We start from the raw sequence: 1700 nt of genomic DNA, 5'->3' as shown, positions 1-1700 counted from the left end.
CACTATGCCAGTGCCGCTGCGTACATTTTTAGAACCGCAGGTATACCCGCTCGACTAGTAAGTGGCTATTTAGGTGGCGAATTAAATCAAGATAATAATACGCTCACTGTTCGCCAATACGACGCACACGCTTGGGTAGAAGTATATTTACAAAACGAAGGTTGGGTTATTTTTGATGCAACCGCCGTTGTTGCACCAGAGCGTTTAAATGGCTCACTTTCGCAAAACGAAGAGCTGAATGACGAATTTAAAAGTAACCTTGATTTTGGTTTAGTGAGTTTAAGTAATTTCCCCGCTATTAATTGGTTAAGGTTGGAACTTGAAAACCTCGATTATCAATGGTCTAGCTGGGTACTTGGTTTTGACGAAGAAAAACAAAATGATTTTTTAAAATCAATTTTTGGTAGTAAAAATATTTGGCTTGTACCATTAATGGTTTTACTAACAGCTGGTTTTTGTTTTATAGGTTATTTTATTTATTTAAACTTGCCAAAACGCCCGTCTAAATTAGCGCCTATGGTTAAAGAGTTTTATGAAGTAAAAGCATGGGCTAAAAAACAAAAAATAAATACACCCGATAATTTAACACCGAGTCAGCAGTTAGACTTTTTTGCTGATCAACTTCCTCGTTCTGCACAATCTATAAGCACTTTTAGGCAGTTATTTAACCAAGTACGCTATGGTAAAAAACCTTTTACGAAAGAGCGTAAAACTCAGGCTAAAGATCTGATAAAATTAATTAAAATTTCCAAATAGAGAATACTATGAATGCTGTTGTTATAGGCGTTATTTTAATGCTCGGGCTATCTCTGGCTCGCGTTAACGTCATTGTTGCCATGATCATAAGCGCGTTAGTTGCAGGTATTACTGCTGGCTTGGGCATAAAAGAAAGTGTTGATGCGTTTAATTCTGGCCTTTCAGCTGGAGCTGAAATTGCACTAAGTTATGCTATGCTCGGCGCGTTTGCCGTTGCTATTTCTAAGTCGGGTTTAACACGTATTCTCGCTGATAAGCTACTTGCTAAAGTAAATGCAAAAGGCAGCGGTAATGAAACATTTTTAAGTTACTTCATTTTATTAATTATTTTAGGTTGTGCAATTTCTTCGCAAAACTTAGTCCCTGTACACATTGCGTTTATTCCTATTTTGATCCCGCCGTTACTCGTTGTTTTTAATCAGTTAATGTTAGACAGGCGTGCTATAGCGTGTATTTTAACATTTGGATTAGCAACGTCTTACATGGTGCTTCCTTATGGTTTTGGGGGTATTTACTTATATTCTATTTTGCACAAAAACCTAGTTGATAACGGCCTAGACATTGTAAATACCCAAGTCCCTGTGGCGATGATAATTCCTGCATTAGGTATGTTTATTGGATTGCTTATTGCGGTATTTATTACCTACAAAAAACGCCGCGAATACACCGAGCTCCCATTAACAACTGTTAGTAAATCGGCTGAGGTAGAAAACCCTAAAAAAGTAATGATTGTCGGGCTTTTTGCAGTACTTGCCTCACTTGTTGCACAAAACCTAAGTGGCTCAATGATTTTAGGTGGCTTAGTAGGTGTAATGATATTTAGTGTTTTCGGTGTAGTTAAGTGGGAAGAAAACGGCGACGTATTTAGTAAAGGCGTTGCGATGATGGCCATGATTGGCTTTATTATGATATCGGCACAAGGTTTTGCATCGGTTATGCAAGCC

The 1700-nt window shown here is 37.9% G+C and carries 2 protein-coding genes; both read left to right on the top strand.

The window, feature by feature from the left end:
* On the top strand, positions 1-756 hold a 756-nt coding region (locus L652_RS0101365; protein ID WP_024603211.1), incomplete at its 5' end, for a transglutaminase-like domain-containing protein.
* An 8-nt stretch (positions 757-764) separates the two neighbouring features.
* Positions 765-1700 (top strand): Na+/H+ antiporter NhaC family protein (locus L652_RS0101360; RefSeq protein WP_024603210.1); only part of this gene is annotated, 936 nt, incomplete at its 3' end.

Source organism: Pseudoalteromonas sp. TB25, from assembly GCF_000497995.1.
GTDB lineage: Bacteria > Pseudomonadota > Gammaproteobacteria > Enterobacterales > Alteromonadaceae > Pseudoalteromonas > Pseudoalteromonas distincta.
Note: the sequence above shows the minus strand (reverse complement) of the source record. Positions and strands in the feature narration are given on the sequence as shown.